At 64.8% G+C, this 26425-nt stretch carries 25 protein-coding genes; 13 read left to right on the top strand and 12 right to left on the bottom strand.

The window, feature by feature from the left end; all coding sequences use genetic code 11:
* The first annotated feature begins 3 nt into the window (after nucleotides 1-3).
* A complete protein-coding gene (locus tag QYL91_RS05010) occupies nucleotides 4-1179 on the top strand; it encodes an MBL fold metallo-hydrolase (protein ID WP_302082282.1) in 1176 nt (391 codons plus the stop codon).
* Between the two features lie 347 nt (nucleotides 1180-1526).
* On the opposite strand, the gene glnA is transcribed toward QYL91_RS05010, so the two are convergent.
* Both glnA and QYL91_RS05000 read right to left on the bottom strand, forming a co-directional pair.
* Nucleotides 1527-2882 carry a type I glutamate--ammonia ligase gene (glnA, locus tag QYL91_RS05005; protein ID WP_302082281.1) on the bottom strand — a complete coding sequence of 452 codons (1356 nt, stop codon included), beginning with the start codon at nucleotides 2880-2882 and terminating at the stop codon, nucleotides 1527-1529.
* 308 nt (nucleotides 2883-3190) lie between these two features.
* Nucleotides 3191-3484, bottom strand: a complete 294-nt coding sequence (locus QYL91_RS05000; RefSeq protein WP_302082280.1) for a DUF6432 family protein — start codon at nucleotides 3482-3484, stop codon at nucleotides 3191-3193.
* Between the two features lie 86 nt (nucleotides 3485-3570).
* Between QYL91_RS05000 and QYL91_RS04995 the strand changes: the two genes are divergently transcribed.
* Nucleotides 3571-4320 (top strand): DUF7093 family protein, encoded by a 750-nt coding sequence (locus QYL91_RS04995; RefSeq protein WP_302082279.1) that lies wholly within the window; start codon nucleotides 3571-3573, stop codon nucleotides 4318-4320.
* 88 nt (nucleotides 4321-4408) lie between these two features.
* A complete protein-coding gene (locus QYL91_RS04990) occupies nucleotides 4409-4801 on the top strand; it encodes a DUF5611 family protein (protein ID WP_302082278.1) in 393 nt (130 codons plus the stop codon).
* Nucleotides 4802-5033: 232 nt separating this feature from the next.
* Here the strand turns inward: QYL91_RS04990 and QYL91_RS04985 are convergent, their stop codons facing one another.
* The 5 genes from QYL91_RS04985 to QYL91_RS04965 all read right to left on the bottom strand — a co-directional run bounded on the left by QYL91_RS04985 (nucleotide 5034) and on the right by QYL91_RS04965 (nucleotide 9219).
* Nucleotides 5034-5957 (bottom strand): ABC transporter permease, encoded by a 924-nt coding sequence (locus QYL91_RS04985; RefSeq protein ID WP_302082277.1) that lies wholly within the window; start codon nucleotides 5955-5957, stop codon nucleotides 5034-5036.
* A complete protein-coding gene (locus tag QYL91_RS04980; protein ID WP_302082276.1) occupies nucleotides 5954-6886 on the bottom strand; it encodes an ABC transporter ATP-binding protein in 933 nt (310 codons plus the stop codon). Before QYL91_RS04980 ends, QYL91_RS04985 begins: the two co-directional genes overlap by 4 nt.
* 70 nt (nucleotides 6887-6956) lie before the next feature.
* Complete coding sequence (locus QYL91_RS04975; RefSeq protein ID WP_302082275.1) at nucleotides 6957-7316, bottom strand: cell division protein SepF; 360 nt, start codon at nucleotides 7314-7316, stop codon at nucleotides 6957-6959.
* A gap of 51 nt (nucleotides 7317-7367) precedes the next feature.
* Nucleotides 7368-8699 carry an MFS transporter gene (locus tag QYL91_RS04970; RefSeq protein WP_302082274.1) on the bottom strand — a complete coding sequence of 444 codons (1332 nt, stop codon included), beginning with the start codon at nucleotides 8697-8699 and terminating at the stop codon, nucleotides 7368-7370.
* Nucleotides 8700-8739: 40 nt separating this feature from the next.
* Nucleotides 8740-9219 (bottom strand): RNA-binding protein, encoded by a 480-nt coding sequence (locus QYL91_RS04965; protein ID WP_302082273.1) that lies wholly within the window; start codon nucleotides 9217-9219, stop codon nucleotides 8740-8742.
* 107 nt (nucleotides 9220-9326) lie between these two features.
* Between QYL91_RS04965 and QYL91_RS04960 the strand changes: the two genes are divergently transcribed.
* Nucleotides 9327-9638, top strand: a complete 312-nt coding sequence (locus QYL91_RS04960) for a DUF7562 family protein (protein ID WP_302082272.1) — start codon at nucleotides 9327-9329, stop codon at nucleotides 9636-9638.
* A 196-nt stretch (nucleotides 9639-9834) separates the two neighbouring features.
* Nucleotides 9835-11145, top strand: coding sequence for an RNB domain-containing ribonuclease (locus QYL91_RS04955; protein WP_302082271.1), 1311 nt, complete (start codon nucleotides 9835-9837; stop codon nucleotides 11143-11145).
* Nucleotides 11146-11158: 13 nt separating this feature from the next.
* Here QYL91_RS04955 and QYL91_RS04950 read toward each other — a convergent pair whose 3' ends face one another.
* Nucleotides 11159-11803, bottom strand: a complete 645-nt coding sequence (locus QYL91_RS04950; protein ID WP_302082270.1) for a DUF6517 family protein — start codon at nucleotides 11801-11803, stop codon at nucleotides 11159-11161.
* Between the two features lie 180 nt (nucleotides 11804-11983).
* Here QYL91_RS04950 and QYL91_RS04945 point away from each other — a divergent pair, with 180 nt between their 5' ends.
* The 5 genes from QYL91_RS04945 to QYL91_RS04925 all read left to right on the top strand — a co-directional run bounded on the left by QYL91_RS04945 (nucleotide 11984) and on the right by QYL91_RS04925 (nucleotide 17119).
* Nucleotides 11984-13573 (top strand): bacterio-opsin activator domain-containing protein, encoded by a 1590-nt coding sequence (locus QYL91_RS04945; RefSeq protein WP_302082269.1) that lies wholly within the window; start codon nucleotides 11984-11986, stop codon nucleotides 13571-13573.
* A gap of 131 nt (nucleotides 13574-13704) precedes the next feature.
* Nucleotides 13705-15804: a twin-arginine translocation signal domain-containing protein gene (locus QYL91_RS04940; RefSeq protein WP_302082268.1), complete on the top strand. Its 2100-nt coding sequence runs from the start codon at nucleotides 13705-13707 to the stop codon at nucleotides 15802-15804.
* Nucleotides 15805-15856: 52 nt separating this feature from the next.
* Nucleotides 15857-16540, top strand: a complete 684-nt coding sequence (locus QYL91_RS04935; RefSeq protein ID WP_302082267.1) for a class I SAM-dependent methyltransferase — start codon at nucleotides 15857-15859, stop codon at nucleotides 16538-16540.
* Nucleotides 16541-16598: 58 nt separating this feature from the next.
* A complete protein-coding gene (locus QYL91_RS04930) occupies nucleotides 16599-16847 on the top strand; it encodes a type II toxin-antitoxin system HicB family antitoxin (RefSeq protein WP_302082266.1) in 249 nt (82 codons plus the stop codon).
* A gap of 17 nt (nucleotides 16848-16864) precedes the next feature.
* Nucleotides 16865-17119 carry a type II toxin-antitoxin system HicA family toxin gene (locus QYL91_RS04925; protein ID WP_302082265.1) on the top strand — a complete coding sequence of 85 codons (255 nt, stop codon included), beginning with the start codon at nucleotides 16865-16867 and terminating at the stop codon, nucleotides 17117-17119.
* Nucleotides 17120-17349: 230 nt separating this feature from the next.
* Here the strand turns inward: QYL91_RS04925 and QYL91_RS04920 are convergent, their stop codons facing one another.
* The 3 genes from QYL91_RS04920 to QYL91_RS04910 form a co-directional block, all read right to left on the bottom strand.
* Nucleotides 17350-17940 carry a 50S ribosomal protein L15e gene (locus QYL91_RS04920; protein ID WP_302082264.1) on the bottom strand — a complete coding sequence of 197 codons (591 nt, stop codon included), beginning with the start codon at nucleotides 17938-17940 and terminating at the stop codon, nucleotides 17350-17352.
* 206 nt (nucleotides 17941-18146) lie between these two features.
* On the bottom strand, nucleotides 18147-18716 hold the full coding sequence (locus QYL91_RS04915; protein ID WP_302082263.1) for a SprT-like domain-containing protein: 570 nt from the start codon (nucleotides 18714-18716) through the stop codon (nucleotides 18147-18149).
* A gap of 171 nt (nucleotides 18717-18887) precedes the next feature.
* Complete coding sequence (locus tag QYL91_RS04910) at nucleotides 18888-19796, bottom strand: serine/threonine-protein kinase RIO2 (protein WP_302082262.1); 909 nt, start codon at nucleotides 19794-19796, stop codon at nucleotides 18888-18890.
* A 158-nt stretch (nucleotides 19797-19954) separates the two neighbouring features.
* Here QYL91_RS04910 and QYL91_RS04905 point away from each other — a divergent pair, with 158 nt between their 5' ends.
* The 3 genes from QYL91_RS04905 to QYL91_RS04895 all read left to right on the top strand — a co-directional run bounded on the left by QYL91_RS04905 (nucleotide 19955) and on the right by QYL91_RS04895 (nucleotide 25282).
* On the top strand, nucleotides 19955-22273 hold the full coding sequence (locus tag QYL91_RS04905) for a bacterio-opsin activator domain-containing protein (RefSeq protein ID WP_302082261.1): 2319 nt from the start codon (nucleotides 19955-19957) through the stop codon (nucleotides 22271-22273).
* 70 nt (nucleotides 22274-22343) lie between these two features.
* Nucleotides 22344-23366, top strand: a complete 1023-nt coding sequence (locus QYL91_RS04900; protein ID WP_302082260.1) for an AAA family ATPase — start codon at nucleotides 22344-22346, stop codon at nucleotides 23364-23366.
* A gap of 50 nt (nucleotides 23367-23416) precedes the next feature.
* Nucleotides 23417-25282, top strand: coding sequence for a rhomboid family intramembrane serine protease (locus QYL91_RS04895; RefSeq protein ID WP_302082259.1), 1866 nt, complete (start codon nucleotides 23417-23419; stop codon nucleotides 25280-25282).
* Here the strand turns inward: QYL91_RS04895 and QYL91_RS04890 are convergent.
* Nucleotides 25279-26403, bottom strand: a complete 1125-nt coding sequence (locus tag QYL91_RS04890; protein WP_302082258.1) for a site-2 protease family protein — start codon at nucleotides 26401-26403, stop codon at nucleotides 25279-25281. The genes QYL91_RS04895 and QYL91_RS04890 overlap by 4 nt on opposite strands.
* Nucleotides 26404-26425 lie beyond the last annotated feature (22 nt).

Genomic DNA, 26425 nt, shown 5'->3' with positions numbered 1-26425 from the left:
CCCATGACCGAAGACGGGGAGTACCCCGACCCACCGGCAGACGTCCCGTCAGTCTCACCGACCAGCCTGAAGCGCCAGCTCGACCGCGGAGAGTCGGTCCGACTGCTCGACGTACGCGACCGCGACGAAATCGAACAGTGGCACGTCGACGGCCCCTCCGTCACCCGGACGGACATCCCCTACGCGAAGTTCATGCAGGCGAAAGTCCGGGACACCGTCGCTGACCTCGCCAGCGATATCGACGGCGAGAGGCCGGCCACCGTCGTCTGTGGCCACGGTGAAGCCAGCGCTTTCGTCGCCGGATTGCTCTCGGAGGCCGGGATCGACGCGCGGAACCTCGCCGGCGGGATGGACGAGTGGGCGCGCGTCTACGACGCCCACGCCATCGCGACGGATGGCCCGACAGTCATCCAGTACCAGCGCCCCTCCAGTGGCTGTCTGGCCTACATGATAGAGGACGGCGGCGAGGCGCTCGTCGTCGACCCGCTCGCGGCGTTTACCGACCGGTACGTCACCGACGCCGCCGAGCGCAACGTCGACATCGTCGCCGTTGTCGACACGCACATCCACGCCGACCACGTCAGCGGCCGCCGCGAACTGGCCGCCGAGACCGGCGCTCGCGCGCTCGTCACCGAGGGTGCACAGGCACGCGGTATCACTTACGACGCCGAAACGGTCACCGACGGCGAGACGCTCTCGGTCGGCGACGCGAGCGTCGACATTGTCGGGCTGCCCGGCCATACGACGGGGATGGCTGGGCTCGCGGTCGGCGATGTGTTGCTCAGCGGCGACTCCCTGTTTCTGGACGGCGTCGCCCGCCCGGACCTGCAGGAGGGTGGCGACGTGGCGGCGATGGCCGAGGAACTGTATTGGACGCTGACCGAGCGGCTGGCACGCTTTGCCGACGAGACGATACTCGCGCCCGGCCACGTCGACGACCAGTCGACCCCCGCCGCGGACGGCAGTTACACCGCACCGCTCGGCACGGTTCGAAACCGAGTCCCGGCCTTCGAGCAGACGCAAGCGGAGTTCGTCGAACAGATGACGGGTGCGTTGCCGCCGGAACCAGCCAACGCCGAACGAATCGTCGCGCTCAACCTCGGCCGGGAGACGGCCGACGACGAGGAGACGTTCGAACTGGAACTCGGCCCGAACAACTGTGCGGCGAGTGCCGACTAGCCAGACTCGACCGGAGAACTGACGACAGCGACGACCGGGACGCTCTGGGACAGTCGAAAAGCGAACGGCCGTCCCGTCGGTCCCCTTCAGGGAATACACCGCGGGACGGCCGAGTCACCTACGGAAGCTGAGGGGTGACGGTCACGCTGCCACGACTCGAACGCGGTGGTCGCCGCATCCGCGCCGCGGCGCGTATCTGTTTTGACTCGTCGAGTATAATTGTTTGTTTCTACGCTAAGATGCGCTATTAATTTCGTTTTTGAATTTGTTCGGCAACAGCTCTGGATGAACCGGACAGACGTACGACAGCAGTGCCGGGTGGAGTCGCCCGACGGAGACTCACCGTCTCAGTACTTTTCGAGGTAGCGGTCGAGTTCCCATTCGGAGACGTCGACCAGGTAATCCTGGAACTCCTGGCGTTTTGCTTCGACGAACTTCTCGCTGACGTGGGGACCGAGTGCGTCCATGACGACTTCGTCTTTTTCGAGTTCGTCGATGGCTTCGCCGAGGTTCGTCGGCAGCGTGTCGATGCCGTACTCCTCGCGTTTGGCCTCGTCGAACTCGTAGATGTTCTCCCGAACCGGGTCGGGACACTCGAGGTCGTTTTCGATGCCGTCCAGACCGGCGTGAATCATCGCCGCGAAGGCGAGATACGGGTTACACGACGGGTCCGGCGAGCGCAGTTCGATGCGGCTCGCGGCGGGCGTTCGCGCGGCGGGCTTGCGGACGAGCGCCGAGCGGTTGACGTCCGACCACGCGACGTAGACCGGCGCTTCGTAGCCGGGAATCAGTCGCTTGTAGGAGTTGACCGTCGGGTTGGCGACTGCCGTAATCGCCGGCGCGTGTTCGAGGATGCCCGCGAGGAACTTCTTGGCAGTCGTCGAGAGGTTGAACTCGTCGTCGTCGTCGTGGAACGCGTTCTCGCCGTCCTCGGTAAACAGCGAGAGGTGCGTGTGCATCCCCGAGCCGTTGATGCGCGGAATCGGCTTGGGCATGAAGGTCGCGTACAGGTCGTGCTGGGCCGCAATCGCCCGGACGACCGAGCGGAAGGTAGCGACGTTGTCGGCCGTGGTCAGGATGTCGTCGTACTTGAAGTCGATTTCGTGCTGGCTCTCGGCGACCTCGTGGTGGCTGGCCTCGACCTCGAAGCCCATCTCTTCGAGCCCGTAGATGATGTCCCCACGGACGTCCTGTGCGAGGTCCTTCGGCGCGAGGTCGAAGTAGCCGCCCTTGTCCGCAAACTCGGTCGTCGCGTTGCCGTTTTCGTCTTCCTCGAAGAGGAAAAACTCGGGTTCGGGACCGGCGTTGACCGTGTAGCCGAGGTCGTTGGCCCGGGCCAGTGCGCTCTTGAGTACGCCACGCGGGTCGCCGACGAACGGCTTGCCACTGGAGGTGTCGTGGACGTTACAGATGAGCCGAGCGCTCGTGACCTTCTCGCTGTTGCGCCACGGGAGTACCGAGAACGTCGAGGGGTCCGGTTCGAGACGCATGTCTGACTCCTGGATGCGGACGAACCCGTCAATCGAGGACCCGTCGAAGTAGATTCCCTCGGTAAATGCCTTTTCGGCCTGTTCGGCCGGGATAGAGACGTTCTTGACCGTCCCCAGAATGTCCGTAAACTGGAGCCTGAGGAAATCGACGTCTCGCTCCTCGATTTCCTCGAGGACGTTCTCAGCTTCACTGGAAATGTTTGCTTCCGTCATCTTCTACACCAGTTATTGTTTAGTACAGGTATAAATATTCTATTATTCTGCCTGTACGTAGTTTATTTCCGCATAAATTTTCTATTTGTCCAGCTAAATTCGCAATGCGGCTGAAACGTCAAAGTTTGGGTCAGTAATCCCCCACGTTAGTTTGTGTGTTTGCAATTCTGCGAATATTCGATGAAGATATTGCGCTAATCGAGGGGTTTGAATAGACTATGTAGAACTGTCTGGAGGGATTCGGGACAAGCCGGGAAATTCGGGTGTTCGGAGGGTCAGCAGACGATGAGTCGTGTCGGTCGTCGTTCTCAGAACGGCAGGCGGCGACGAATCTCGTCGACGAAGCCGGGGTCGTCGTCGGGGTCGGCGGGCCCGACGACGTGGTCTTCGGGGACGATGACGGTGCGGTCGTCGGCGTCGTCGACAGTGATGAGGTCGTCCGATTTGAGTTCGGCGAGGGCGTCCTCGAGGCGGTCGATGTCGACGTCGACGTGCGAGCGGAGTTCGAAGACGGTCATCCCCTCCTGGGCCCGGTCGGCGAGGGCATCGAGCACCGCAACTTCCGCGTCGTCGCGGTCACGGTACTCCGGCTTCGCTTGCATATACGCGAGTAATACCGCGGCGGAACTTATACTGTGGGTCCAACCAAGCAGTACGCTTATGTGTGGCAGGCGGCCAGACTGTGACAATGAGTTTCAAGTGTTCGGTGTTCGGCCACCGATATGGCGACCCCGACGTCGAGCGGGAGCGCGAGGAACAGGGGAGCGAGGTCGTCATCACTATCAAGGAAACCGAAACGTGCAAGCGGTGCGGAGAGACACGCGTCGTCTCCGAGAACAAGGAAGTAACCACACTGGAGACGCCCTCCGACATCGTCGGTGACGATATCGCAGACGACGACAGCGAAAGAGAGGATGCGGCGACCGAACGCGAGCCAGTCGAAGAGACGACACCGGGCCCAACGGAACCGGAGGTTCCCGCCGAGGGAGGCGACGACGCCGAATTCATCGACGAGGCCGAGGAGTCGACCGCGACTGATTCGGACCCGGTCGAACTCGACCAGCCGGAACCAGGGATGGAGGAGGCGGCCGACGAGACACCGGACGCCGACGAGGACGACGCGGTCATTCTCGACGAAGACGACGAGGACAGCGAGGACGACACGCGCGAACCTGGGCAGTGGCCCGACGCGGCCGACGACGAAGACGAGGAGGAGGAAGAAGACTGGACACCGACGGCCGAAAGCGACCTCACGCCGGTCGAGGACGAACAGCCGGACATCGAGCCGACAAGCAGCGCCGTCACGGTCCCCGATGGGGAGTTTTACTGTCCCGAGTGTGACTTCACGACGAAGGTCGAGTCGTCGTCGCTGCGAGCCGGGGACTTCTGTCCGGAGTGTCACCGCGGGTCGCTGACCCACCGGTCCGAAGACGCGTAAGTCACTGCCGGCGGCCGGACTCCGAGGCGCCCTTTTTCACCGTGAAGCGCACGAAAAACGTAAGACGCCCCCTCGCAAATGCCCGTCCATGCGTGAGTACAAGATGCGACGCGGCGAGCACCTGGAAGACCGCGTCGAGGACATGGAGGCGTTTATTACCGATTACTTCGGTGCGCCGACAGACACAGAAGAGTACAAGGGAAGCGACCTCTACGTCGTCGAAGAGCCGGACAATCCCGTCTTCAGCCGTATCGTCGCAGGGGCTGTCGAGTACAGCGGCAAGAAGAACAAGCTCATCCTCGACATCGAAGAACGACCCGCCGAAGAGGTCATCGCCGAGGGCCACATCGACGCCGCCGAGGAGGCTGTCGGCCTGAAAAACAACTTCCTCGAAGAGGCGACCGGCCGCGACGCCAAAGCCCGCCGCGACTCGATGAAACGCGACGTGGAAGACGACGCAGACAAACCCGACAGCGTCTGAGAACGCCGTTTTTGCCGTTCTTTCGCATCCCTCGATAGACGTAAGTGTGTCCGTGGCATACTTTCACAAACGCCCCCCGGAGGCGAGTCGAAATATCCGGGTGACCAGGACAAGCCATGTGTGGTGGCCTGTCTTCTACCCACTCTCCGTGAGTGGAACGCGGCGCGAGACCCCACCGGAGTGGGGGCGTCCAGTCCTCTGGGCAGGGGGTGGGCGCCCTGCTTCCCGTGGGTTATTCTACCAGTCCGTAGCCACGCTTGAACAGCCAGACGTCGACGACGATGACGACGACTGTCAGACCCGCGAGCGCACCGAGCGCGAGATTGACCGGGACGTCAGAGTATCCGAGGAACCCGTAGCGGACGCCGTTGACCATGTGGACCATCGGATTCAAAAGCGAGATTGTTCGATACGGTTCCGGCAGGGCATCCAGCGCGTAGAAGACGCCGCCGAAAAAGACCAGCGGGCGGATGATAAACTGGTTGAGGACGGTGAGATAGTCGAAGTCCCGCGACCACAGTCCGCCGACGATACCGAAGGCGGCAAACAGGACGGCGATGAGCACTAGGAACGTCGCCAGGTAGACGGGATGTGCAACTGGCAGAGTCGTCCCCGTGACAAAGAGGAAGCCGAGTCCGATAGCGGCGATGATACTCCCGACGAGGACGCCACGGAGCGCCGAGGAGAGCAGGTAGGCCGCGACCATCGAGCGATGGGAAAGCGGCGAGGTGAGTACCGCTTCGATGTAGTCGTTCCAGCGCCCGTGGAAAATCGAGAAGGAGGCGTTCTCGAAGGCATTCGAGATGGTTCCGAGGACGATGAGGCCCGGGAGGATGAAGACGATATACTGAAAGCCGGCAATCTGGTCGATGCGCCCGCCCAGAATGACCCCGAAGACCGCAAAGTAGAGGACGTTCGTAATCATCGGCGGGACGAACGTGTTGCGCGGCCGGCGGACAAAGCGGAGGATTTCCCGCCGGAGGAGCGTCAGGAATCCACCGAACCCACCCGTCCCGCGGTGTTTCCCCGTCGTGGTCGTCACGTCGGTGTCGGTCGCGGTCCCCCCGCCGGTCCCAGTCTCGGTGGTGAGCCCGCCGTCAGTGCGGGAACTGCCATCCGACCGGGTGCCGTCGGTGGCGCTGTCGCGGTCGCTCATTGTGTCACCGCCCCCTCCTGGCGTGTCATGTCGACGAAGACCTCTTCGAGTGACGCCCGGCGGATGTCGAGGTCGGTCACCTCGTGGCCCAGCCTGTCGAGTTCACGGAACAGGTCCGGGATGACGGTGCCGCTCCCGCGGGCGGTCACGACGAGTCGCCCGTCGTCCATGTGCGCGTCGACGATGCCGTCGTGAGCGAACGTCGGTGCGGTCGCCGGCGGGTCCGCGAGGCCGACGTCGACGGTGTCGGTGCCGCGTTCGGTGAGCGCGTCCGGCGAGGCAACCTCGACTTTTCGGCCCCGGTCGACGATAGCCACGCGGTCACAGAGGCGTTCGGCCTCCTCGATGTAGTGGGTCGTCAGGAGGATAGTCGTCCCGGCGGCGTTCATCCGCTCGATGACCGACCACAGGTCCCGGCGGAGTTGCACGTCGACGCCCGCGGTGGGTTCGTCCAGAATCAGCAGGTCGGGGTCCGAGACGAGCGCGCGGGCGAGCATGAACCGGCGTTTCATCCCGCCGGAGAGCCAGTCGAAGCGGGTGTCTGCCTTCTCTGCGATGCCGACCGTTTCCAGTGCGTTCATCGCGCGCTCGCTGGCCTGTTCGGAACTGAATCCGTGGTAGCCGGCCTTGTGTTCGAGCACTTCCCGGATTGGGAAGAAACGGTCCACGTTGTACTCCTGTGGCGCGAGGCCGATTCGGTCACGGACTTCACGATACTCCTCGGTCACGTCGAAGCCAAAGACTTCGGCGCGGCCGCCGTCGAGGCGGGCCAGTCCGACCAGCGTGTTGATGAAGGTGGTCTTGCCGGCGCCGTTCGGGCCGAGCAGGCCGAAAAACTCCCCGGCGTCGACGGTAAAGGAGAGTCCATCGAGCGCCTGGACGTCGCCGTAGGACTTGCGGAGGTTGTCGGCGTCGATTGCCGCTGTCATTGGGCTAGAACAGCAGTCTCAGGCGCAAAAGCGCGTCGTACTGGCGCAGAACGTTCCCGTTTGCCGACAGTTATCGGCCGAGCCGTTCGCGGCTGATTGCGACGCCGGCCGGCGTAATGAGCAACTGGTCGTCGTCTTTCTGGACGATGTCGCCCCCGACTTCGCGGGCGACCTGTTTGAGTTCGTCCGTGATGTGTTCCATCGTGCGGTCGTTGGTCGAGTGGCGTGTGATGTCCGCGACCACGATGTCGCCGTCGTAGACGGCGTCTTTGATGTCGATAACGTCCGATTTGTCGCTGATGTTGGCGATGCGAACCTGTCGGCTGGCCTCGGAATCTGCGACATCGAGGTTGCCCGCCGAGAGTTCGACGTAGTCCTCGGTCGCTCGGGTGCCCCCGGAGTCACCGAGAATCTTGCTCATCAATCCCATACTGTCTCTCCCGGGTGGCAACACTTTCAACTTTACGTCAGACGCAGTCGGTCAGACCACGTCGTGGCGCCGGGCGAGGACGAGTCCGACGACCGATGCCACACCGGCGAAGCTGGCCAGCGTCAGGAACAGTCCCGTGACGCTCCCGTACTGGAGGATGGTGCCGGCGATGCCGCCGCCGAGTGCGCCGACGCCGAAGACGCCCAGATACGTAAAGCCATACGAGAGTCCGCGGGTCCCGGCGGGCGTGTACTCGGCGACAGTCGCCTGGTACAGCGGCTGCACGACGAAGAGGACGACCCCCAGAACCAGGCCCAGAACCAGCAGCGGCCCGAGCCCCATCTCGGAGACAGGGACAAAGAGAAGCGCGAGCACGGCGAGGGTCCCGAACGCGCCCGCGATGCCGTACTCGACGGGGACGCGGTCAGAGAGTTTGCCGCCGGCGTACTGGCCGAACACGCCGACGAGGAGCAGCCCCGAGTAGAAGTACGTCGCCGGTTCGAGCGTCTGGCCGCCTTCGGCGGGAATCGACAGCGCCGAACGCAGCGACTCGGGCAGCAACGACCCGACCGGAATCGGCTCGAACCCGGGCAGACCGCTCACCAGTTCCGGCATGAAGGTAAGGATACCCCGGTAGTACAGCCCCGAACACATCACGACGACGAAGACCAGCGTGAACGTCCCAGCAAAGAGCCGTCTGGACTGGGAGAGAAATTCACCAAGCGACTCGACGCCGGCGTCGGCCTTCGAACCGCCGTCGTCGCCCTCGTCGCCGCCGTCTGTGACGGGTTCGACGGCAGCCGTCTCGTCGAAGTCCGCGCGGGCAGCGTAGACGGCAGCGAGCAGCGCCGGGGCACCGAGGACGAGCGCGACGGTCCGCCAGTCGACAAAGAGGAGTAGAACCGCGGCGGTCAGCGGTCCGAGCCCGATGCCCAGATTTCCGGCGATGCCGTGATAGGCCAGGCCAGTCCCGCGCCTGTCGACGCCTTTGCTGATGAGTGAGAGGCCGGCGGGGTGATAGACGCTGGCCGAGACGCCCCAGAGGACGAGTGCGAGCGCGACGACGAGCATGTTCGGGGCGACGCCGAGCAGGAGATAGGACCCCCCCATGCCAGCCAGGCAAAACGAGATGAGTCCGCGGGAGCCGACGCGGTCGACGAGGACGCCACCGGGGAGCGCGCCGACGCCGAACAGCCCGTAGCTGACGGTGACGACGAGGCCGATGGTCGCGCTGGTGACCGGGAGCGTGGTGACGCCAAGCGAGAGCGTCTCGAACTCGGTGAGCCAGCTCAAGATGAAAATCGGTACGGCCATCTCGTAGGTGTGGACGGCCGCGTGAGCGAGCATCACCAGCGCCGTAATCGCCCGGTCGTTCGCGTTCATGGTAGCGTATACACCCGAGTACCTCCTTCAGTTCGTCGCTTCAGACGGTAAGCTCAAAGAGGTCGTCGCCGACGTGGTGAATCGACTCGACGACGCGGCCTTCCGAGCCGACCATGTCCGACCCGTCGGTCAGCGCGCGGCCGATGGCGAGGAACTTTCCGTGGCCCTCCTCGTTGATGACGACCAGGTCGCCCTCGCTGATGTCGTCGTCGGCGTCGACGATGCCGGGGCGCATCACGTCCGCGCCGTCGGAGACAAACTGGATGGCACCGGCGTCGACGGTGACGACGTGTTTTGCCGGCGGGTGGGCGTTTGCACCCTGAACGGTGAGAAACGGTTCGCTATCTGTATAGAATACGAGCGGGTCCCCGTCGACGAGGACGATGTCCCAGTCGACGTCTTCGAGTTCGACCTTCTCGAAGGAATCGGCGGCCAGTTCGACGCCGAGATTCGTTTCGAGTGCGTCGCGTATCTCGTCGATAGCGTCCGAGCGAAGGTGGTGACGCGACTTGACTTCCATGTTGGCCCTCTTGCGTGCCCGGGGCATAAACGCCTCGCACCGCGAGCGACCACCGACGGTTGGCGGGTTTCCAAAAATCCATATTGTGTGATTCCGTACCACCCTCTATGTGGCGCTCCCAGTCGAACAGTGACGTGACCTGCATCGCCTGCGGCGACGAGGTCCCACGGTCGAAGGCCCGCGAGTACGACAGGTACGGCGACCGCTGGGGCGCGCGCGACCGCGAGTTCGAGTATCTCTGCAAGCCCTGTCACCGGGAGTGCTGTCACCAGCCCCGACAGGGGCTAGAGGAGACGCTCGTCCAGGCCGACGCCGGTACCGTCTCCCAGGACACGTTTCTCGCACAGTTTCACGACGTCGTCAGTGACGGCGGTCCCGTCGCGGACTCACAGCAGGAGCGCGAGACAGAGCGGGAGTGACAGAACGCGCTTTTTTGAAGCCGCCTGTCGTTGCTCGCGGGTCGCTTCGCTCCCCGTTCGCTATTGGAGACGCTCGCTTCGCTCGCGTCTCCCTCTCCCTGCTCGCGGCGTTGCCGCTCGCAATAACGAGACTCCTCACTGCGTTCGGAGTCTCGCACCCGACACCACTAACTACCGCCTCACCGTATCCGGGTGCATGACCGATTCTGAGCAGGGCGCCGCCGGCACAGCGGAGGCCCAGGGCCCCGTCGAAATCGACGAGGAGATGGCCCGCCACATCGAGAACAAACGCGACGAGTTACTGGAGAAGTTCGACATCCCCGACGAGTTCCCACCGGAGGTACTCGAAGAAGCCAAAGAGCGCACGGAGGGTATCGACCAACAGATTGCAGACGAAGTCGACGAGCGCGAGGACCTCCGCGAGATGACGACGTGGACGACCGACCCCGTCGACGCCCAGGACTTCGACGACGCAATCTCCGTCGAGGAACGGGACGACGAGTACGTCCTCTGGGTCCACATCGCAGACGTGACCCACTACGTGAATCCGGACACTGCGATGTGGGACGAGGCCGTCCGACGGGCAAACACCGTCTACCTGCCGGCCTACACCATCCACATGCTCCCGCCGGTGCTGGCCGAGACGGTCTGCTCGCTGGTCCCCAACGAGGACCGCCTGGCCCACACTGTCGAGATGCACCTCGACAAGGAGAACCTCTCCTACGAGACCATCGACATCTACAAATCCGTCATCCGCAGCGACGCCCGGTTGACCTACACCGAAGCCGAGACGCTGCTGGACGACGCCTCGGCGGCCGAGGGCTACCTCGAAGACCAGTCGGTCGACCTCGCCGAAAAGACCGAACTCGTCTGGGACCTCGCCAACCGGATGCACGAACAGCGCAAGGCCGACGGCTCGCTCGTCCTCAACCCCAGCCGGGACCGCGCCCACACCATCATCGAGGAGTGCATGCTGAAAGCGAACAAGGCCGTCACGCACGAACTGATGTGGGACCGCGGCGTCGAGGCGATGTACCGGGTCCACCCCCAGCCCTCCCCCGAGGAGTGGAACGAAGCCCTCCAGGAGATTCAGGACCTCGACGGCGTCTCGATTCCCGGCAGCGGGTGGGACGACCCGCGCCAGGCGGTCAACGCCACACTCGAAGAGGCCCCCGGTCGCCAGCTCGACAAGATTCAATGGGCCGTGATGAAGGTGATGCCGCGCGCGAAGTACATGAACGACCCCTTCGGCGGCCACCACGCGCTGAACTTCGAAATCTACGGCCACTTCACCAGCCCGATTCGGCGCCTCTCTGACCTCATCAATCACTGGATCGTCTACACGAACGACGTGCCCGAGGACCTAATCAAGCTCTGTGACCGTGCCAGCGACCGGCAGAAAGACGCCGAGCAGTGCGAGCGCGAGTACAAGAACTTCCTCGAAGAAGTCGGCCTGGACCCCAGTGCGGTCAACAACCGCGGCATCGAGGTCGTCGAAGAGGAGTAGCGCTGGACTGCAATCAGGCCGATTCGACCGCTTCCATCAGCGCGAGGATATTCGACTGTTCTGCGGACCGGACGCGGGGATAGCTGCCGAAGGCGACGACGAAGTCACTCCCGAGTTCGACGGCCTCGCTGACGTGCAACGAGAGTTCGACCGGATTCCCGGAGATGACAGCGTCAGCCGTAAATTCGGCCTGCGTCGTCGTGTTCCCGTTGATAGTGACCTCGCTTTCGCCTTGCCGTTCCATGTTCGAGAATTCCTCGTAGCTGTCCTGGACACGCCGGGCCAGTTCCTGTGCGGACATGTCCGCGATGGGGTTGAACGTCTTGCCGAGGACCTTCGCCTGTGGCGTCGTCAGCGCGGTAAACACCGCGCCGCGTTGCTCACCGAGTGGTCCCAGGTCGACGGACTTCTCGTATTTGGCCTGGACGTTCGTCGCCACGACCTCGCGGGTCTGTCCCCCGCCAGACACCTCCCGTCTGACCTCGACTTCCTCGTTTTCGACGAACTCGTAGCCCGTCTCGTCGAGGACCGAATCCGGGACCACCGACGCGTTCGCGGTGAAAGTTGCCGGTTCGTTCCCGAGAATAAACCCACAGCCAGCCGTCGCCGCTGCCAGCGCTGTCCCCGCACTGGCGAGATACGTTCGTCTATCAATCATCGTAGCAGAGAAGGACGGCGACATATAAGTGCTCTCCGGCCCCACACGCGCTGTTGTCGAGCGGTCCGAACGGTTGCGAGCAGGCACGAGATTCATAAACTGAAAACCAAACTGTTGAGGGGTGAGCGTCGGCACTTTTAAGCGTCGCAGGGCCGTGTGTGGGACTGTCTATAACCCCGCATGATACAGCGCGACTCACTCGCTCGGCACACGCTCGATACGCTCCCGTTCAACATCGCGGTCCTCGACGACGAGGGGACGATTCTGTTCACCAACCAGGCGTGGGACGAGTTTGCGGGTGTCGGACCCAACGAGCGTGGCGAGCTGGTCGGCGTGAACTACTTCGAGTCGATGGACACCGAGGGCGACGAGTACGCCGCGCGGGCGCTCGACGGACTCTTCGCGGTCATCGACGGCGACAGAGACGTGTTCACGCTCGAGTATCCCTGCCACTCGCCCAGCGAGAAACGGTGGTTTCTGATGCGTGCGGCTCCGCTCCCCGACCACGACGAGGGGAGCGTCGTCGTCGCACACATCGACATCACCCAGCGGAAACTCGCGGAGTTGCGCGCTCGCGACCAGCGGCGCGAACTCGAACACCTCGTCTCCCGCATCGACGGCCTCATCCAGGACGTACTGGAGGCGGTGTTGCAGGCAAACAGCCGCGACGAAATCGAGCAGACGGTCTGTGACCGCCTGTTCAGCGTCGAACCGTACGTCTGTGCCTGGGTCGGCCAGGTCGACCTGCGGACAGACACGTTCGAGCCGACGACCACCGCCTGCGAAGCCTACCCCGACGACGTCGCCCTTTCGGTCGACTGCAACGACCCCGCAGTCCGGGCCGCAGAGACCGGCGAAGCGCAGGTCATCCAGGACACGACCGAGGTGGAACTCTCGGAGGTCCACCGGACGACACTGCTCGAAGAGTCGGGGGCACTCGCCTGCTTCCCGCTGGTCTACGGCGACACCCGATACGGTGTGCTGACCGTCGCTGCAGGCGAGACCGACGCGTTCGACGAGCGGGAACTGGCGGTGTTGAACGTCCTCGCACGTGCGGCGTCGACGGCAATCAACGCCGTCGAGAGTCGGCGCATCCTGACGACCGACAGCGTCGTCGAGATGGAAGTGACGCTGGGCGACGAAGGCCTGTTTTTCACGGACCTCGCGCGGAAGTTCGACTGCACGCTGACCTACGAGGGGTCGCTGTACGAGGACGACGGTTCGGTCACGATGCTGTTTGTCGTCGAAGGGGTCGAAAGCGAGCAGGTCGTCGCGGCCGCAGCAGAGCGCGACGACATCCGTTCGGCGACGAACGTCAGCCAGGGCGAAGAGCGAGGCGTCGTCGAAGTTGCCGTCGACGAGCCGCCGGTCGTGTCGGCCCTGGCCGAGCGGGGCGTCGAGACGACAAGTATCACCGCGAGTGGCAGCCAGGTCCGCATCACACTGGAGATGCCCGCGAATGCGGACCCGCGAGCGGTCATCGAACAGCTCACCGACCGGTATCCCTCGACGAATCTCGTCGCGCGCCACGAGCGCGAGCGCCGCGAGCAGACCAAACAGGAACTCGTCGCGGACATCGAGGAACGGCTCACCTCGCGTCAGGAACTCGCCCTCCAGAAGGCCTACCTCGGTGGCTTTTTCGACTGGCCGCGGAACATCTCCGGCGAGGACCTCGCGGAGTCGATGGAGATTTCGCCGTCGACGTACCACCAGCATCTCCGGGCCGCCGAGCGGAAAGTGCTGGCGTCGCTGTTTGATACCGAAGTCTGAGCAACGCAGGAGGTCCCTCTTGTACCATTCATCGGGCGTGTGAGAATCTGCCAGAACACTCATACGGTCGCCTCACCCACAACGAGTGTGTTCGACGTACCGACAACTGACCGGGTCGCGAGGACAGAGAGATGAGCGACGAATCGACCGGGTCAGGTGTCCAGGACCTGTCGCGACGGGACCTGTTGAAGCTCGCGGCCGGGGCCGGCGTCGTCGGCGGCAGCGGTGCGCTGGGCTGGCAGTTCCTGCAGAGTGGGCCGGATGCCCCGACAGAGACGCTACCCCCCGAGGAAGCCAGGGCGCTCGCAGAGACGTACGCGCCGGAGGTGTACTTCGACAGCCACGAGAAGTGGTACCCGACGGACCCGCGACCGTACGAGAGCGACCGGGACGGGGAGACAATCGTCGACGGGTTCACCGCGCTCAACGACTACACGAAAGCAGCCGAGAGCAGCGAGCAACCGCCCGACCCAGCCGTATTTTACAACGCAGTGGCCTACGAAGATTCGCCGCTTGCCGTCGTCCAGTTCTGGCTGTACTCGGCGTTCGACCAGTTCACGACGAACTTCCACTGGCACGACTGGGAAGTGCTCCACGTGTTCCACGACCGAGAGACCGAACAACCGCAACTGTACGTCGCCAGCGCCCACGGCCGGTCGGTCCCGAACAACGAGTTTCTGGACCCCGAACCGTCGGCACAGCCGCGCATCCTCACGGAGTTGGCCTCCCACTCCAGTGGCCTCTCGCTCAACGAGCGTGCCGACAGTTTCCAGCGCATCTCTCTTGGCGGCGACATCGCCGACATCACCAACCTCACCGTCGACGGCCTCGAATCCATCGGCGAACTCCCGATTGCGTACGGCCTGCCCCGTGACGAATCGTTCAGACTCCCCTACTCCGTGCCGGAACTGGACGGCGCGCCAGTGTACCAAGACGACCGCCTGCCCGCTGTGGGACAGGACTCGCTCGTCGACGACTCGCTGACGGTCGGCGATTTCAGCCAGTTGCTGTCACCGCCCTCCGGACTGCCAGAGCGGGAGACAGGACAGCTATTTTCCTTCGAGGGAGACGGAGACGTGACCTACGAGTTGCTGCCGACGACGGAACTGGAGCACATCAGCGAGTTCACCGGGCCGCAGTTGAGCTTCGAGTTTACCATCCCGGAGTTTGCCGAAGACCGGATTGCGGGCCACATCACGACGGCTGGCACGCCGTGGAAGGACGAACGCTACGAGAAGCCGGCCGCGGACATCACGGAACCGGTCCACAGGGCCGAACTTGCCCGCCGGTACGACGCCATCGCAGAGCCCAGCGGCGCCAGCCGGCTCGTCGCGGCCGTCGGCCAGACCGTCCAGGACACCGACGCGCCCGACGGCGAAGGTGTCACGACCGAAGAGCCGACCGTCGAAACCGTCGCGCTGGTCGAGAGCGAACCGACCGCAGTGCCATCGTTCAACGGCGTCATCGTCGCCCAGGATGTGCCCGAGGGAGACCACCGGCTGACGGTCAACGGGCCCGGCTACGCGCCCCACAGCGAGCAGGTCACCGTCGAGGAACGCGGCCCACCGACGGTCGCTGGAGTCGACGGGACGATTGCACTGCCGGCCAGGGAAAACGCGGTAAAGCTCGGCGTCGACACCGAGGGGACCGATGCCGACCTGGAGACGCTTGCCGTCGAGGACGACTTCGGCGGCCGCCTCTACGACGCCCCGCTCGACGGACCGGACGCGGTGTACGTCGACCGAAACGGGGCCTACACGACGGAAGTCGTCGATAGCGACGGCGAACGAGGGGCGTTCCGCGTCAACCCCGGCGAGGAGGAGTCTCGGACCATCGAACGGCCGGACACCGGCGCCGCGTCGCTGGCAGCCTTCGTGGCCGACGTGTCCAGCGAGACTGCCACCAGCGTTCGTGACGCCGCCGATATAGAGGGCGACAGCGACGACGACTACCAGGGCGGACAGCCGGACGCATCCGGTGTCAAGGGACTCGCGCAGGCCCTGGAGGCCGCAAGCGACGCGGCCAGGCGTGCGGCAGAGCAAGCACAGAAAGGAGACAGAGGCGGGACCGACCAGCGCCTCGAAACGGCGCGTGCGCGACTCGCGGACGCCGCCGAACGCCTCGCCGAGGCACGCGGCGACCTGCCGGAGACGGTCGGCAACGCCGTCGAGAAGCGCCTCGAACAGGGGACGCGCCGCGCACGACAGGCACGTGAGGCTGGGAAACTCTGAGGCGAGCGGTGCAGTCGAAGTCGTTTAGCCCGTCACCGTCCCACAGTCGGGTATGAGCGCACGCGAGGAGTTCGACACCTGGGCGGCCGACGGCCGCGACAAGGGAATGGAGGACCGGCACTGGCACACCGCGAAACACGCACTGGCCCGGCTGCCAGTCGAGGCGGGCGACACCGTCCTCGACCTGGGAACCGGGTCGGGCTACGTGCTGCGGGCGCTCCGGGAGACCGCCGACATCGGCCGTGGCTACGGCCTCGACGCCTCCCCGGAGATGCTCCAGAACGCCCGGTCGTACACCGACGACTCCAGCGTCGGATTTCTCCGCGGGGACTTCGATGCCCTGCCGTTTGCCACCGACAGCGTCGACCACGTCTTCACCATGGAGGCGTTCTACTATGCGACCGACCCCGGCCACACGCTCGAAGAGATTCGGCGGATTCTCCGGCCCGGCGGGACCGTCTACTGTGCGGTCAACTACTACGAGGAAAGCGAGCACACCCACCACTGGCAGGACAACATTGCCATCGAGATGACGCTGTGGAATCGTGCGGAGTACCGCCGGGCGTTCCGCGATGCCGGCCTCGTCGTCGCCGAACAGGACGAGATCCCCGACCGCGAGGTGGAGATTCCGCCCGAAGCGGAGTTCCCGACCGAGGACTGGGAGAGTCGTGCGGCGATGGTCGACCGCTACCGGACCCACGGGACGCTGCTGACGGTCGGGGTCGCACCGGCGTAGCATCGCCAAATAGTCGGTGGCACAACTTTTTACGGGAGTGGGCGAGTATCTCTCGTTGATGAGTACCGGTCTCGAACCCACGATTACGCTCACTGATGAGGGGGAGTGGTGGGTAGCCAGAGATACCGAAACGGGCGTTACGTCACAGGGGAAGACTCGCCACGAGGCACTCGATAACCTCGACGAAGCACTCGCTGGCTATCGTGGGGAAGGTGACACGCCGACCGAGGAAGAGCTCCGAGCGGCGGGTATCGACCCCGAGGCCAACGAGTCGGGGTCGCTCGACGACAGCGACATATTCGAATGACTGGCGGGTCAGCGTAGATGACTCGCGGCCCGTTCTCCGGGATGGAGGTCGTGAAAGTGATGGTCAACGGCGGTATCTACGAGTGGGTTCGGACGAACGGCGACCACGCGATTCTTCGATGGGAACCGCCCGACGACCACGATACCGATGCACGGACTGTCCCCGTTCCGCTCCACGACGAGGTGAGTACGGGAACGCTACACGATATCGCCAGACAAGCAGGAGCAAAAGATTTCGATGAGTTCTGTGACTGGATAGAACGAAATCGGTGATATGTGAACTCAGCGGTGGCCACGAGCGCGTACTGAGCGCGGATGCGTGCAGTCGCGCGAGTCGGGGGAAGGGCAGGGCTGCCGCTGCTGTGCGATTGCGGTGGAAGCTACGATAGCACCCGCGAACGCTCTACCGAGCGTGAGCGGCCTTTTTCCCCAAGTTTTTACGAGGAGCGGTGCGCCCGCGCCGAAGGCGCGGTGCGACACCCGACGAACTAAAAAGTGGGCCCTTATTTGCCGCGACCCTGGCCGCCGTGGACGCTCGGGCGGGTGTGCTCGGAGCCTTTACCCTTGGAGCCGAGGCCACGGTTTTGCTGGCCGGCGCTGGTGAGACCACGCAGCGACCGGTTCTTGTGGGTGTCGTCGCAGATCCAGCTCAGGTCGTCGTCGTTCTCGATGGCCGGGTGTTCCGGGTCCACGAGAATCACTTCGTGCCACTTCTGGCGACCGTCCTCTCCGACCCAGTAGCTGTTGAGCACGCGGAGGTTCGGGTAGACGCGTGCGCAGCGCTCTTCGGCGACGCGCTGGATGTCCTTCCGGCGGGTGATGCGGGTGACACCCTGGCGCTTGGAGCGCCGGCCGGCTTTGTGGCGCTTTTTGCGTGCGCTGCCCTTCCGGACGCTCACGCGGGCGACCACGATGCCCTGTTTTGCTTTGTAGCCCAGCGAACGGGCGCGGTCAAGACGCGTCGGGTGGTCGATGCGTTCGACCGCACCCTGGTCGCGCCAGTCTTGCATTCGTTGCCACTGCAGTTCCGCTAGCTTGCCGTCGTCCGGGTCCTTCCAGGCGTCCCGGATGTGTGAGTAGAAGCTTTCTGCCATGTGTATCACCACGGGCGTTATGTGGTTCAACCCCCGCGCGACGGTCCGTTGGACCGCACACGACAGTCACATCCCGACCTGCACAGGCAGGTGCCCGCTGGTGCCCGTCGTCCAGCGAGATACCGGACGTTTCCTGTCGGCGGTAAAAAGGACTTCGAACCGTGCTGGCCGCAGGTGAACAGCTCTCCCGAGTGTCTGGGTGTCGGCTATTCGTCCCGCGTCCCGTCGGCGCCGTCGTTGCGCTCGACGCGAAACGCACCGCCACAGTCGCCACAGCGGTACTGGTCGGGGTCGGTGACGAGTTCCGAGCGGCGATAGCGAGCCAGGCGGGCGCCACAGTCGGTACAGACCACCCACCACTCCGGCGGGACGAAGCGGTCACAGTGGACGTGGGTGTGCAGACGCTCGGCGAGGTCGTGAAACCGGTCCCCGTGGCTGGCGTCGCCGTGTTCGTTGAGGAGATGGACGTGAACCAGTTCGTGACGGATGGTCGCGGCCGTCGCCGCCCACCCCTGGCGCTCGAAGTGGGCCCAGGTGAGTACGACCATCTCCGGGTCGCCATCGCGGTATTTGACCGCCCCAGCGCGGCGCTTGGCGCGGGTGCTCACTTCCCAATCGAGGTCGCTGACGCTGGCCGAGAGGTCGTACTCGGCGACGACTTCGCGAGCGTAGACGCGCGCGACTGCCAGAAACTCCTCGTGGGAACAGGTCTCGTCGAGCGAATACCAGTCGACGTCGACACGCGTCGGACGGTCGCTATCACGGGAGACTGGCATCGAGTCGGCCGACGATACCCACCCCATCTACTTGCCCGCTTCGCTGTGGGAGCCAGAACGTGTTGATTCCGGGGCGACCGGCCAGTGGCCGATTGTATATCGCTGTATGTGGTTTATCTCGGAGAACGTACGGCTACCTCCGAAACTTGCCAGAAGGCTAGGAAACCAGCGCTACTCGGCGAATTTGTCGACAGAGTCGAACTCGTCGGCGGCGACCGCGGCAGCGAGCGCGTCGGTGTCGACGCTCTCGATGTGGTGGGGGTATTTGCGCTGGAAGTAGCCGACGATGTTCCGCACGTCACGTTCGAGCAGTTCGTCGCTGTTCTCGTGGTCGGTCGGCACGGCCTGGGGCCAGTCGAAGACAGTCACACCCTCGCTGTTGACGAAGACGTTGTACTCGCTCATGTCCGCGTGGACGAAGCCACCCTCGTAGGCGGTGGCCATCTCGTCGAGCACGAGGTCGAGAATCGGCACGACCTGGGCGTCTTCGAGTTTCGCCCGGCCGAGTTCGACGCCGTCGATACGCTCCATCACGACGGCATGCCGGTTGTGGTCGATAGGTTGGGGCACCGACACGTCCGGATAGAGGGTTTCGAGGGCTTCGTGTTCCCGTTCGGCCGCCTTCCGAGCGGTGTACATCCAGGAGACGTGCTCCTTGTCGGACGTGTACTCCCGTTCGCGGTTGACCTCCCGGAAATCGGTGTATCCCTCGCGGTGGAACTTCAGGGCCAGCGGTTTGTACGACCGGACTTCGTAGACGTCACTCTCTTTGCCGACACCCAGCGGCGCGCCGACGCCCTCTATGGTCTCGCGCTCGGCGAAGGTGTGCAATGCGAGTGCGTCGTACCCCTCGAAGGTGAGGCGATACCCCTCGTACTGAATCGTCTTCCGTTCGAGGAGCCCGCGGCGCTCACACCGGTCCAGTCGGTAGTCGACTTCCTCGGGCGTCATGTCGGCGAAGTCGGGGAGTTTCGCCCCGTCGACCCACTTCGAGAAGCGCATCCCCTGTTCTAACCCCGAGAGCAGATAGAAGTCCTCGGCCTCCAGCTCGGCCATCTCACTGGCCACGTTTTCGACCATTACCAGCCCGTAGCCGGTCGATTCCCAAAAGGGTAGCGCGTCAGGGAGCGACTTCTCAATAAATCATATATCGCGATATAGAATCGAGGCGGGAGCGTCCCATCGCTGACCGTGGGAGTGGAGTTTAACACGGAGAGTGCGTTAGGTAGTGTAATTACATGAGAGAGGGTATTCGCGTGCTGCCGGTCTGGTCGGGTGGAGGCGGGCGAGAACGCAGGGCGCCACCGAAATCGGGTCCCGGCGAGGACAGAAAGGAGCGCCCCCGGATAGTCACAGACGGGGGCCAGACAGCCACAGAGAGTGAACTACCCGCAGGAGAGCGCGCGCTCCAGCGACTCCACCAGGTCGCAGCCAGCACCGACCACTCCCAGATGGAGAAGATTTCCAGGATGCTCGACGTTGGGCGCGAGCGACTGGGCGTCGACCTCGGCTTCCTGACCCAGATCGACGAGGAGACCCAGGAGATAGTCGAGTCGGTCGGCGACCACCCACAACTCCAGCCGGGGTCGACGGCGCCACTCGAGGAAGCGTACTGTCGGAAGACGATAGACCGCGAGGAACCGCTGGCCGTCGACGACGCAATCGAGGAGGGGTGGGAGTCGGACCCGGCGTACGGACGATTTAATCTGGGCTGTTATCTCGGTGCGGCAATCTACGTCGACGGGGACCAGTACGGCACGGTCTGTTTCGCCGACCTGGAGCCACGCGGCCGGGATTTCACCCACTCCGAAGAGACGTTCGTGGAGGTGCTGACCGACTGGGTCAGTTACATCCTCGAGCAACGCGCCTACGAGCAAGAGCGCCAGTCACACTACGACCGCCTCTCGGGACTGCTCGATACCACCCAGCAACTGATGCAGGCCCGCGACCGGACGGAAGTCGCCGAAATCGCGGCCAAGGCCGCCGACGACGTCCTCGGGTTCGACATCAACATGGTGCGGGTCTACGACGCCGAGGCGGGAACGTTGGTGCCGGCAGGTGAGAGTGCGGCGACCAGTGACCATCTCGGCGAGCGCCCGGTCTACGACGTGGGCGAGGGACTCCCCGGCGAGGTGTTCGCGACCGGCGAGCCACGCATCGTCGACGACCTCGAAACGGTCGACGCGGAGGTGCCAGCCGACGGCATCGGGTCGGCGATGTACTACCCGGTGGGCGTCCACGGCACGATTAGCGTCGGTGCGGTCGAACTGGCGGCCTTCGACGAGACGGACAGACAGGTGCTTGCCCTGCTGGCGACGGCCGCGGCGGCAGCGTTCACCCGTGCAAAGCGCGAGCGTGAGATTCGCGAGGCCCGCGAGCACGTCGAGACCGTCCTCGAACGGGTCAACGGCCTCATCGAGAACACAATCGAGGTCCTGGTCGAGGCGACCACCCGGGACGAACTGGAGGCCGGCGTCGTCGACCAGCTCGCGGCAGCCGACCCGTACACGTTCGCGTGGGTCGGCCGCCCGGCCGTGGCGACGGACACCGTCTCGCCGTCAGCGTGGGCGGGCGCCGCGGACCTGCCGGTCGAGGACGCCACCTTCGAGCTCACCGATGGACGCGTCGTCGGCGACGCGTACACGGCAGCGACGGCGCAGGTCCGGGACGACATCACGGCCGACGCGCAGTGGGCCGAACTCGTCGCCGGGACACCGACCCGGTCGATGATGGTGGTCCCGCTGGTGTACAAAGACACCAGCTACGGCGTCCTCGCGGTCCTGAGCGACGAGGCCGACGCGTTCGACGAGCGCGAACAGGTCGTCCTCAGCGCACTCGGGCGTGCGGTCGCAAACGCCATCAACGCCGTCGAACGGGGCCGTATCCTGGATGCCGACAAGATAATCGAACTGGAGTTTGCCATCGACGACTCGGGGCTGCTCTTTAGCCGGCTCTCGCGGGCCGCCGCGTGTACGCTGACCGCGGCCGGGACCGACTACCGGTCGGACGGCACGCTCCAGGTGTATCTCACCGCCGAGGGCGTCGACGGCGAGGAACTCGCACAGCTGGCCCGCGACGACGAGGCGGTCAGCGAGGCGACGTGTATCGTCAACCACGAGGACGGCTGTCTGGTCGAACTCGTCGTCGAGGAGTCGCTGGTCGCAACACTGACCGAATACGGAGCAGTCCCGCGAGACGTCGTCGCCAGCGAGGGGCAGGCCCGCTTTACCGTCGAGTTGCCCTACGAGGCCGAGGCCCGCGAACTGTACGACCTCGTCGAGGAGCAGTACCCGAGGACGGACCTCGTCGGCTACCACGAGCGCGAGCGGCCGGTCCAGACCAGACAGGAGTTCCGTGCGGCGCTGTCCGACCGCTTTACCGACCGCCAGGAGACCGCACTCCGGACCGCCTTCCTGGGTGGGTTCTTCGAGTGGCCCCGGCAGATAGACGGGAACGAACTCGCCGATGCCATGGACATCTCCCGACCGACCTACCACCAGCACCTCCGTGCGGCCCAGCAGAAGGTCTTCGAAGAGCTGTTCGACCCCGAACCGTAACGCGACCGGTCTGCTGGTCGGGCGTCGCAGGTAGGAACATTTGTACCGGCCGACCCCCAACGGGAACCCGATGGACGGGCCACTGTGGACCGAAGAGCACGCACCGGCACTCTCGGAGTTGCCCCAGGCGGAAGTCCGGGACCGCTTCGAGCGTGCCACACAGGAGCCGATGAACCTCGTCGTCCACGGACCGAAAGGCAGCGGCAAGACCGCCGCTGTCCGCGCGCTCACCCGCGAGACACACGAGAAACCCGACGCCGACCGGGTCGAAATCAACGTCGCCGACTTCTTCGGGATGTCGAAGAAGGAACTGGCCGACGACCCCCGCTTTGCGCGCTTTATCGACGCGAAGCGCCGCCGCAACTCCTCGAAAGCCGACCTCATCAACCACGTCCTCAAGGAGTCGGCGAGTTACTCGCCGGTCACCGGCGACTACAAGACCGTCGTCCTCGACAACGCCGAGGGGATGCGCGAAGACTTCCAGCAGGCGCTCCGGCGGGTGATGGAGCAGTACTACGAGGCCACCCAGTTTGTCATCGTCACCCGCCAGCCGTCCTCGCTGATTCCCGCGATTCGCTCGCGGTGTTTCCCAATCCCGGTTCGGTCGCCGACGCCAGAGGAACTCGTCGGCGTCCTCGAACCAATCGTGGAGGCGGAGGGCGTCGACTACGACGACGAGGGACTGGAGTACGTCGCCGGCGCGGCCGACGGCGACATCCGGGCCGCAATTTTGGGCGCCCAGACCACCACCGAGCAGGCGGGCGAGATTACGATGAACACCGCCTACGAGACGCTCTCTGCGGTCGGCGTCGACGAGCGCGTCGGCGAGATGCTGACCGACGCCGAGGCCGGGGAGTTCACCGACGCCCGGTCGACGCTGGACGAACTCCTCGTCGACGAGGGGTACAGCGGCACGGAAGTGCTCGACGACGTGCTGACTGTCGCTCGCTCGCGGTACACCGGCGACGCACTCGCTCGCCTGCACCGGCTTGCCGGCGAGATAGACATGGACCTGAAAGAGGGGACGAACGACAGGCTCCACCTGTCACATCTGTTAGCTGAGATGGGACCACAGGGAGCCGGTCGTGAGTGAGCGACTGGCCTCGGAAAAGGTCAAAGGCGTGGCGGGCAAAGGGAACGACAATGTTGCCCTCCCCGACGCGTGTGGCACTGGTGCTGGCAATCGTTGGTGCGCTCTCGTTTGCGTGGTACGCTGACGGGAGACGCTGGCGGGCACGCGTCTCCGACCGTCTGCTCTACGGGATTCCGTGGGGGACCCTCGTCATCGTCGCCATCAACGTCGGCTTCTACCTGCTGGCCCAGGGCGGGCTACAGCGGTTCAGTGACCCCGTATTCTTGCCCTTCGTCTCGTGGTCGTACTTCTATCCAGTGGGGATGGCCACGGCCGGTATCGCCCACGCCTCGGCTGCCCACATCATCGGCAACATGGCCGGGACGCTCGTGTTCGCGCCCATCGCTGAGTACGTCTGGGGCCACCACCCGCCCGACGCGTGGGGCGACCGGCTCGGCGGGCTGGCCGGGCGCTTCGACGCCGGTCACCCGGAGGGACTACTCCAGCGGCCGTGGGTCCGGGCCGTCGTCATCTTTCCCGGCATCATGCTGGCCGGGGCACTGTTTACCAGCGTCTTCTCGCTGGGACCGGGCATCGGCTTCTCCGGCGTCGTCTTCGGTATCATCGGCTTCGCAATCGTGACTGCGCCGCTGGCGGCCGTCGTCGGCGTCGTCACCACCAGCGCGCTCGGCCAGCTCGTGACGGCACTCCGTACGCCAATCGTCCGGGCGGGCATCGAGGCCGGTGCGCCCAGTCCGCCGGCGTGGGCCGGCATCGGCTTTCAGGCACACATGCTCGGATTTCTGGTGGGTGTCCTGCTGGGCATCGGCCTGCTCGTCGCACGGAAGCGCCGGCCAGCGGTCCAGCGGGTCTTTTTCGCGACGGTGCTGGTGGGGCTGGTCCAGTCGCTGTGGCTCATCTCGCTGCCCGAAGATGCCAGCACCTACGTCCTCTATCGGGGCGCGGGGACAGTGCTCGTGTTGTTGCTGTCGGTCGTAGTCGCGGTGGGGGCGGGCGGGAGCAAAGAGGCACTGCCGCGTCCGCTCTCGGTCCTGCCCCGTGCACCGACCAGGCGACAGATTGCGACCATCTGGCTGCTCATCCTCGGTCTGTTCGGCGGCATCGGACTTGTCGGCGCTGCCTTCGCCGACGAGTCGTTCTGGCTCGTCGCCATCCCCATCGTCCTCGTCGTGCTGTTGCTCGGAGCGCCGGCACTCCCGCCGCTTGTCCCCGACCGGCTGCTCGCCAGCCCGCTGTCGCGCCGCCAGGCTGCCGTCGGTGCAATCGCCGTCTTCACGGTGCTGGTCGGGCTGGTCGGTGTACCGTATGGGTTCATCCTCGTCGACGACGACAGCATCGAGGAGTCGACGAGCGTCACGGTCGAGGACTACCACATCGCCTACGTCGACAACGAGACGAGCGGACACTCGACTGCGGGGGATTTCTTCGACGAGGACACCATCCAGAGCAACGTCAGCGGCGTCGTCGTCGTCAGCGACCAGCGGGAGATGTGGACGACTGCCGTCCAGCAGTCGACGCTTGCCTACCAGGGCAACGCGAGTCTGTCGGTCGGCGGCATCGGCTGGCGGGAGACCATCGACGTCGAGCGGCGGGGATGGTCTGTCGCCGGCAACGACAGCGCCTACGTCGTGGACCTGCTCGTCGACGGCGAGCGCACGCGGTCGTACACGTCACCGCCTGTCCGGGCAGACGTCCGTATCGACAACTACACGAGCAGTGTCGTCCCGACAGCGGACGGGTTCGACATCCGTGTGAGTCAGAACGGGACGGCAGTTGAGTCGACGGCGCTCCCCGACGTAGACGGGACGGCGACGGCAGGGCCGCTGTCGTTCGTGACCGAACGGCGGGGTGACGACGTCGCGGTGTTTGCCGAATCTGACGGGACCCGGGTCCAGATTGGCACCCGCGAGAACTAAAAGGGCTGTTTGCCACGACGGAGGTCGAGTGCAGCCGCAAAGTCCGACCGCGAGACGACACCGACGACGGTGCCGCGGCGTTCGACGAGCGCGACATCGTCGGCGTTCTGCCCGAGTGCGACCAGCGCGTCGAAGGCGTCCATCTCGGCGTCGAGGCGCGGGAGGTCGGTGTTCACGAGGTCGTCAACCCGGGTGGTCTCGTAGTCGGCAGTCGCGACGCTCTGCATCGCTTTCGCAGTGACGACGCCGATGGCGGTGCCGCTGGCGTCGACGACCGGGAGGTCCGTCCGGCGGGCCGCGATCAGTTTCGGGAACAGGTCCGCGAGCGTGCTGTCGGCGCCGACGGGGTCGACCTCGGTGAGGAGGTCCCCGACAGTGAGGTCGGCCAGCAGTTCCGAGACGACGACCATCTTGGACTCGCTCGTGGCCGCGCCATAGATGAAGAAGGCGAGCAAGAGGAGAATCGGGCTAAAGGCCAGGACGCCGACGACAGCAAAGAGGACAGCAAAGATGGTCCCGATGCGGGCGGCGACCTGCGTGGCACGCGTGTAGGAGAGCCACCGCGAGAGGAGCGCCCGGAGGACGCGCCCGCCGTCCATCGGAAAGGCGGGCAGGAGGTTGAACACGGCGAGGACGACGTTCGTGACGGCGAGCCACCCGACGACGAAGACGACGACGGGCGCGCCTGCCGGAATCACGGTGAGTGCGGCCAGGCAGACGCCAGCGACCAGGACGCTGGTGATGGGGCCGGCGATAGCAATCCAGAACTCACGATTCCACTCGCGGGGCATCTCGGTGAAACTGGCGAGGCCGCCGAGAATCCAGAGGGTAATCGACTCGGTCTGGATACCGTACCGCATCGCCGCCCAGGAGTGGCCGAGTTCGTGAATCCCGACGCTGACGAAGAGGCCGACCGCAGCGAGGATACCGACCGTCCACCGCTGGCCGGCGAGGTCGGCGGCATCGAGTCCGGCCGGTGCGAGACCGTCGATAAGCGACGCGTAGACGGTAATCTGTTCGCCGCTACCGATGAGGTAGGCGAGAATCGGGAGGAACACGAGCAGGGAGACGTTGACCCGTATCGGAATCCCCCAGATGGCCCCGAGCGTGTAGTTTTGCATCGTCGTAGACACGTCTGTCGGA

It is taken from the genome of Salinibaculum rarum (assembly GCF_030505615.1).
In the GTDB taxonomy this organism is placed as follows: domain Archaea; phylum Halobacteriota; class Halobacteria; order Halobacteriales; family Haloarculaceae; genus Salinibaculum; species Salinibaculum rarum.
This window is presented reverse-complemented; position numbering and strand designations above follow the sequence as displayed.